Source organism: Actinomycetospora sp. (assembly GCF_036497245.1).
In the GTDB taxonomy this organism is placed as follows: Bacteria; Actinomycetota; Actinomycetes; order Mycobacteriales; family Pseudonocardiaceae; genus Actinomycetospora.
Genome location: NZ_DASXJS010000013.1, coordinates 37,845 through 44,067 on the forward strand (window position 1 = coordinate 37,845; position 6,223 = coordinate 44,067).

The window sequence follows — 6,223 nt, forward strand, 5'->3', positions numbered from 1 at the left end:
GGCCGCTACGAGGCGGACACCGACTTCGACTGCTCCACGGCGAGCCGGTCCACCAGGTCGTTCATCTCGTCGCCCGAGTGCCCCTTGGTCCACCGGAAGGAGACGTCGCCCCGCTCGTTCACGGTGGTGATGAGGGGCTCCCAGAGATCCCGGCTGACCACCGGCTTCTTCGCGCTGGTCACCCACCCCCGCGCGATCCAGCCCTTCCACCATCCGTCGCGGAAGCAGTTGACGACGTAGGTCGAGTCGCTGACGACGACGAGCGGCCCCTCCAGCGCCCGGACCGCCTCGAGAGCCGCCCGGATCTCCATGCGCTGGTTGGTCGTCCCGGGCTCGCCGCCGCTGGCCTGCCGGCCGTCGCGGGTCGCCCAGGCCCAGCCGCCGGGACCCGGGTTGCCCGAGCACGCCCCGTCGGTCCACACCTCGAGGGCGCCCTCGGCGGCGGGCATGTCCGGGCGTGGCGCCTTCTTCGTCTTCGCCGAGCCGCTGGGCTTCGTCGTCGTGCCCGACGCCGGCGCGGACCCGGCGCACGCCTCGTGCGCCCACCGTTCACCGGACCGCGCGATCTGCTCGCCGGGCTGGACGGGCGAGGCGCAGACCCCGCAGGTGGTCGCGTACTTCGCGGTCATCGGCACCGGATCATGGTAGGCGGCCGGCCCACCCCCACCGAGTGGACCTCAGCGGCTGCGGCGAGAGCCTCGGGTGTCCACTCGGTGGGGTCAGGCACTCGGCCGGGTCAGGACAGGGCCTCGGTCAGCAGCGCGACGAGCGCCCCGTGCTGCGCGTCCGCTGACGAGCCGACCTCCTCGTCGGACCCGTCGAGGGCCTGCGCGGCGAGGCCCGCCTTGTCGTCGATCAGCCCGGCGATCCGGGCGTCGATCGTCTGCGCCGCGAGGATGCGCCACGCGGTGACCGGCTCGGACTGCCCGATGCGGTGGCTGCGGTCGATCGCCTGGGTCTGCTCCGCCGCGGTCCAGGGCAGCTCCGCGAGCACGATGTTGGAGGCGACCTGGAGGTTGATGCCCACGCCGGCCGCGGTCAGCGAGCACACCGCGACGCTGACGTCCGGGTCCTCGACGAAGGCGTCGATGTTCCGCTGCCGCGCGGTGGAGGTCTGGTCGCCGCGGATCGAGGAGAACCGGACCCCCTGCTTGGTGAACGTCTCCTCGGCCTCGTCCATCACGTCGATGTGCTTGGCGAAGAAGACGACCTTGCCGGCACTGCGCGCCAGTTGGGCGGCGTAGTCGGCGGCGAGGGCGGCCTTCGCCCGGCCGATGCGGCGCATCATGCTGAACACGTTGTCGCCGTTGGGGGAGCCGGCCGCGTCCTTCTGCTCCCACGTGGCCACGCGGCGCACGAGGTCGTGGTCGATGCCCTCGACGGGACCGGAGCCCCGGGCGGCGAGGGCGTCGGAGTACCGGCGGACCATGCGCTGCGCGAGGTCGCGCTCGGCGGCCCGGATCGAGCGGCCGGTCGGCCCGTCCAGCTCGACCGGGAGGTCGGCGATCCGGCGCGGGGGGATGTCGGCGGCCACATCGACCTTGCGGCGGCGGACGATGCCGAGGTCGACGACGCACTGGCGCGCGGCGGCGGAGAAGCCTGCGTCGGCGGGGGTCAGGCCGGTGGCGGTCAGGGTGTCCATCAGCTCGGCGAGCGGCTTCTTGTCGTCGATCCAGCCGAGGAACTCCCAGATCGCCAGGAAGTCCTCGATGTCGTTGATCAGCGGGGTGCCGGTGAGGGCCATCAGCAGCGGGTTCGCCGTGAACGACCGGATCCGCTCGGAGAGCCCCAGGACGTGCTGCGAGCGCTGGGATCCCTTGTTCTTGATGAAGTGCGCCTCGTCGACGACCATCCCGCGGAAGCCGAACTCGCCGAGCCAGCCCACGTGCCGGTCGAGGACCTCGTAGTTGACGACGACGATGTCGGCGAAGCCGTCGATGGAGTCGCCGTTGCCGTGGATCGCGGTGGCCTTGCGGCGCGGCGTCCACAGACCTGCTTCACGCAACCAGTTGGTCTTCACGACGTTCGGCACGACGACGAGCAGCGGGAAGGCCTTCGCCGTCTCCGCGGCGAGCAGGGCCTGCGCGGTCTTGCCGAGGCCGGGCTCGTCGGCGAGGAGGAACGTCCGGTGGCCCTCGGCGGCCGCGGCCACCAACTGGGCCTGGTGGGGCATGAGCTCCTGCCGGCCGGGTGCCCGTCGCGACGACGGACCGGGCAGGGTCATCGACGTCGACGCCCCGGTCCCCGCCCGCTCGAACGACCGCAGCAGCGGGCCGAGGAGCTCCCAGCCCGACAGCCGGGACGGGCGCGCCGCGCTCGGGCGCGCGGCCGAGAAGTCCGGGGCGAGGAACGGGTTGGACATCTGCCGCGAGACGACCGACTGCGGCACCACGCCGGGCTTGGCGGGCGCGGCCGGCGCATCCTCGGGCGGCGGGGCCTCCTCGACGGGCGCCGACTCGACACCCGCCCGGCGCAACATGTCGCGCTCGAGCGCCCGGGCGTCGTCGGAGACGACGGCGTCCTCGCCCAGCAGCGCCAGCAGACCGGCGTCACGCACGGCGTTCTTCGCGAGGGACGTCGCGAGGTCGTCCAGCCGCTTGAGCCGCTCGGCCCGGCGCGAGTCGCTGATCTCCGCCGCGCGGATCCGGGCGCGCTCGTTGCGGAGCAGGAGCGCGGTCGCCTGGAACTTCGTGCGCGTCGCGGGGGTCACCCGACCCCTTCCGAGGGCGGTCTGCACCTCCCGCACGGCGTCCGAGAGCACGGACATGACGTCCTCGCGCTTGCGGGCGCCGCCACGCCGCCGGTCCGGGGCGGGGGCCCCGCCGCCACGGCGACCCCTGGCGTTCTGGGGCTGGCCTCGACGAGCCACGTACCTCCTCAGGAACGCCCGACACGCGAGTGCCGGGCCTCGTGCTGCTGTGGGCGGGGGTCGCGGACAGATGCGACCCACGGCTCCGCGGGAGAACACCCCGGAACCGAACGCCCTGCGCACCGAGGGCGGCACCGATCGACGGTGACGGCGTCACCGCAGAACCGACCGTGCCGCACGGACAATGCGCCAGGTGCCCAACTTCCCGTCCATAGTACCGCGCGCTGACCGGAGGGCCACCCGGCGCGCCGGATTGTCGAGCAGTCAGCTCGGCGGGTGTCGTGGAGGTGGCTGAGGACCGGAGCCGGCACGCCACGGGATGCGCTCTCGGTGGGCTCGGGGGCCGCCGGGGACGCCATCGGGAGGGGGTCAGCCGACGCCCACCCGCTGACGTTCGGGCTCGACGACCGCGACCACGCGCTCCTGCGACCGCGGGTACGGCGCACCGATGTACTTCGTGGAGATCTGGTCGATGATCTCCCAGGCCGCGTCACCGTCGAGCCATTCGACGACGCGGCCGCGGACGACGACCGGCGTGAACGGGTCGTCGGCGGGCGCCAGGGACAGGGCCACCCTGGGGTCGTGGCGCAGGTTGCGGGCTTTGACCGACCCCGGGCCGGTCAGGAAGACGATCTGGTCGCCGCGCGTACCGACCCAGAGCGGGACGGAGTGCGGGGACCCGTCCGGGGCGACGGTGGCGAGGTGGGCGAGCGGGGTGGCGTCGAAGTGGCGGCGGACGTCGGGCTCGAGCATGGTCCGGTCTCCTGTCGTGGGTGGTGGCGAGTCGGGGTGGGTCAGCGCTCGACGGCGTAGTGCAGGTGGGTGACGCCCGGGGCGGGCACGGCCTCCACGAGTCGGAGCGCGACGTGCTCGGGCAGCTCCCGGAAGAACGGCCGTCCGGTGCCGAGCAGGATCGGGATCTGGTGGAGGACGAGTTCGTCGACGAGTCCGGCGGTCAGCGCCTCGGTCACGACGCCACCGCCCATGAGCGCGACGTCCTTGTCGCCCGCCGCCTGACGGGCCGCGGCGACGGCGTCCTCGATCCCGGTGGTGACCAGCGTCTGCCTGCCCGTCATCCGCGGAGCGGGCCGGTGGCTGAGCACGAAGAGCGGCGCCGTCGGGTGCGGGCCGCCGTCGTCGCCGAACCGGCCGGAGTCCTCGTAGGTGTTGCGACCGGCGACGGAGGCACCCACCCGCCCGGCGAACGCATCGAAGATCCGGGCGCTGGGCCCGCTGAGCCGGAACCCGTCGAACACCTCGCTCGGCGTGTCACCGTCGAAGTACCAGTCGAACAACACCGACCCGTCGCCCAGACCGCGGCCGTCGCCGGGATCGCGACCGGTGATGTACCCGTCGACCGAGACCGAGAGGGCGCTGAAGACCTTGCTCATCACTGGTGTCCTTTCGAGGTTCCTTCAAGAGACTCCAGGACCGTAGCAGGCTAAGTTCCTTGAGGGAACTCCAACGCGTAGACTCGCGTCATGCAGCGCACCGATTTCAGCGGGATGGCCTGTTCCATCGCGCGGACCCTGGACGTGATCGGAGAGCCGTGGTCGCCCCTGGTCCTGCGCGACGTCTACGTCGGGCTGAGCCGGTTCGACCAGCTCCAGGCCGATCTCGGGATCTCGCGCAAGGTGCTGACCGAGCGGCTCAACCATCTCGTCGAGCACGGCGTGCTCGAGCGCCGCCCGTACGACACCAGGCCGCGCTTCGAGTACCACCTCACCGAGAAGGGCACCGAGCTCGTCGACCTGCTCATGGTCATGGTCGGCTGGGGGGACCGGTGGCTCGCGGGCGAGGCGGGCCCACCGGTGCTCTACCGCCACCACGCCTGCGGCGAGATCAGCGGCGTCGACCTGCGCTGCACCCACTGCGGCGAGCCGATGCACGCGGGCGACGTCGATCCGCTGCCGGGGCCCGGGGCCGCGGCCTGACGTCGCGGCCTGACGTCGCGGCCTGACACCGGAGCCGGCCGTCGTGGCCGTACCGGAAAAGGCGTGGCAGCCCGCGGGCGAGCCGCCGACGATGGGCTCATGGGATCGGGTGACTTCGAGCAGCGGCTCGTGCGGCGGGACGTGCTCCGCGTCGCCGAGGTGCTCGCGGAGGAGGCCCGGGGCGGCGATCCGGCCGCGTCCGCGGAGTCCCGCGTCCGGATCGGGGCGGCGCTGCTCGTCGGCCGGTCGGGCGATGCCGACCTCCGGGCCGCACTCCGTCCGGTGTTCGCTGTGGCCGTCCCCGACCAGCGCGCGCTCATCGCGCTGGGGGACATCGACTCGTGGCTGCGCGACGGTCGCATCGCCCGGGGCTGGTGGGCCCGGGCGGCGGCAGGCCCCGACCCGGAGCTCGCCGCCCTCGGCGCCTGGCGTGAGGCCCGGGCCCACCTGCGGGGCGGACGCGACGACGACGCCGTGCCGCTCCTGGTGCAGGCCGACGAGGCGGGCGTCGCGGCAGCGTCGCTCGCCCTGGGGCGGATCCTGGCGGATCGCGATGACGACGAGGCCGCGGCCGGCCTGCTCCGGCGCTCCGGATCCGACGAGGGCGCGCTGCGGCTGGCCGAGCTCCGCCTCCGCGCCGACGACGTCGACAGCGCCGAGGACGAGATCGCCGGGCTCAGCGCGACGCCACGGACTCCGGGGTCGATCGACCTGCCCGCCTGGGAGCACGCGGTGCGCGGTGAGATCGCGTTCCGCCGTGGGTTCCTGGAGGACGCGGAGGCATTCCTGTCGGGGGCCCGCAACGCCCCCGGCGATCGGGGTCGGCACGTCGAACTGCGGCTCGCGCAGATCGCCATCGCCGACGGCGACGCGTCCGGGGCCTACTCGTGGACGACCCTCCTCGCCCACGGCTCCGGGCCCGAGGCCGACCAGGCCCGCCTGCTCATGAGGCTCCACCGCGACCTGATCGCGGAGGGCGCCCCCGTGCCCCAGGAGGAAGCCCCCATGATCGACGGGGACGTGGAGGACGAGGAGGAGGACTGACGCCCGTCGGGGCGCGCCGTCGCACCGGCCTCGGAAGCGGCGCGGAGGCCGGTCCGGGGGTCAGCCGGCGGCGCGGTGCCAGCGCACGACCTTGATGACGACGTCGTCGAGCTGCTCGGCGTCGAGCTCGTGGCGTCGCCGGTCCGCCTCGACGGCGGCGCCGATGCCGTCGAACGGGCCGTGGGCGTCGACCGCGCCGGTGTCCGGGTCGGAGACGACGACCAGGTAGCCGTCACACGCGTCGATGTCGTGCACCCGCTCGAGCAGCACTTCGGTGATCGTCACGGTGGTCCTCTCGCGATCTCGTCGTTATCTGCCCGTGATGTCGTCCGGGACGCCCTCGGCGTTACAGGCGACGTGACCGCCGTTCGGGTGG

At 73.4% G+C, this 6,223-nt stretch carries 7 protein-coding genes; 2 read left to right on the forward strand and 5 right to left on the reverse strand.

The features are described 5' to 3' along the window. Positions 1-5: 5 nt before the first annotated feature. From VGI02_RS02195 to VGI02_RS02210, 4 genes are all read right to left on the reverse strand, one after another. Positions 6-629, reverse strand: coding sequence for a ribonuclease H family protein (locus tag VGI02_RS02195; RefSeq protein WP_331625609.1), 624 nt, complete (start codon positions 627-629; stop codon positions 6-8). A gap of 107 nt (positions 630-736) precedes the next feature. Next, entirely contained in the window at positions 737-2,869 is a 2,133-nt protein-coding gene (locus VGI02_RS02200; RefSeq protein WP_331625602.1) for a DEAD/DEAH box helicase, read from the reverse strand. A 369-nt stretch (positions 2,870-3,238) separates the two neighbouring features. After that, positions 3,239-3,622 carry a PPOX class F420-dependent oxidoreductase gene (locus VGI02_RS02205; protein ID WP_331625603.1) on the reverse strand — a complete coding sequence of 128 codons (384 nt, stop codon included), beginning with the start codon at positions 3,620-3,622 and terminating at the stop codon, positions 3,239-3,241. A gap of 41 nt (positions 3,623-3,663) precedes the next feature. Then, positions 3,664-4,260 (reverse strand): dihydrofolate reductase family protein, encoded by a 597-nt coding sequence (locus VGI02_RS02210; protein WP_331625604.1) that lies wholly within the window; start codon positions 4,258-4,260, stop codon positions 3,664-3,666. 90 nt (positions 4,261-4,350) lie between these two features. On the opposite strand from VGI02_RS02210, the gene VGI02_RS02215 reads away from it, so the two are divergent. Together VGI02_RS02215 and VGI02_RS02220 are read left to right on the forward strand one after the other, a co-directional pair. Beyond that, on the forward strand, positions 4,351-4,803 hold the full coding sequence (locus tag VGI02_RS02215; RefSeq protein ID WP_331625605.1) for a winged helix-turn-helix transcriptional regulator: 453 nt from the start codon (positions 4,351-4,353) through the stop codon (positions 4,801-4,803). Positions 4,804-4,902: 99 nt separating this feature from the next. After that, the gene (locus VGI02_RS02220; RefSeq protein ID WP_331625606.1) at positions 4,903-5,847 is read left to right on the forward strand and encodes a hypothetical protein; all 945 of its coding nucleotides are present in this window, start codon (positions 4,903-4,905) and stop codon (positions 5,845-5,847) included. 60 nt (positions 5,848-5,907) lie between these two features. Here VGI02_RS02220 and VGI02_RS02225 read toward each other — a convergent pair whose 3' ends face one another. Continuing rightward, positions 5,908-6,132 (reverse strand): hypothetical protein, encoded by a 225-nt coding sequence (locus tag VGI02_RS02225; RefSeq protein WP_331625607.1) that lies wholly within the window; start codon positions 6,130-6,132, stop codon positions 5,908-5,910. Positions 6,133-6,223: the final 91 nt, after the last annotated feature.

What these genes read in the sequence shown, in the direction of transcription:
- VGI02_RS02195 (WP_331625609.1), bottom strand. Translation starts at nt 629, where the DNA reads ATGACCGCGAAGTACGCGACCACCTGCGGGGTCTGCGCCTCGCCCGTC.
- VGI02_RS02205 (WP_331625603.1), bottom strand. Translation starts at nt 3,622, where the DNA reads ATGCTCGAGCCCGACGTCCGCCGCCACTTCGACGCCACCCCGCTCGCC.
- VGI02_RS02210 (WP_331625604.1), bottom strand. Translation starts at nt 4,260, where the DNA reads ATGAGCAAGGTCTTCAGCGCCCTCTCGGTCTCGGTCGACGGGTACATC.
- VGI02_RS02215 (WP_331625605.1), top strand. Translation starts at nt 4,351, where the DNA reads ATGCAGCGCACCGATTTCAGCGGGATGGCCTGTTCCATCGCGCGGACC.
- VGI02_RS02220 (WP_331625606.1), top strand. Translation starts at nt 4,903, where the DNA reads ATGGGATCGGGTGACTTCGAGCAGCGGCTCGTGCGGCGGGACGTGCTC.